Annotated in this window: 1 pseudogene; it reads right to left on the bottom strand. The window is 68.4% G+C overall.

Annotated features, from left to right (window positions below):
* Positions 1-108 precede the first annotated feature (108 nt).
* Positions 109-427 (bottom strand): annotated as a pseudogene (locus tag EMN46_RS19135) (UDP-N-acetylglucosamine 1-carboxyvinyltransferase); the annotation flags it as partial.

Below are 427 nucleotides of genomic sequence, written 5' to 3'. Positions count from 1 at the left end.
GTGAGGTCTGCGGATCCTCCAGCACCTCGATGCCGGCGGCGCGCAGCAGCGGCAACGTCTCGTCGAAGATGCGGCCCTTGGACAGGGCCAGCGTCAGTGTGTCGGTGCTCATGCCACCCTCTCGATGTCGGCGCCCAGCGCGCGCAGCTTGATTTCCATTTGATCGTAGCCGCGGTCCAGGTGGTAGATGCGGTCCACCACCGTCTCGCCGTCGGCCACCAGGCCCGCGATGACCAGACTGGCCGAGGCCCGCAGGTCGGTGGCCATCACCGCGGCGCCGGACAGGCGCTGCCCCCCTTCGACGAAGGCCGTGCGTCCGTCGATGCGGATGCGCGCGCCCAGCCGCACCAGCTCCTGCACGTGCATGAAGCGGTTTTCGAAAATGGTTTCGGTGACGGCGCTGGGACCCTGGGCGACGCAGTTGAGC

This window comes from Ancylomarina sp. 16SWW S1-10-2 (assembly GCF_009669305.1).
In the GTDB taxonomy this organism is placed as follows: Bacteria; Bacteroidota; Bacteroidia; order Bacteroidales; family Marinifilaceae; genus Ancylomarina.
The sequence above is the reverse complement of the archived record's forward strand: the minus strand, read 5'-3'. Positions and strand labels throughout refer to the sequence as shown.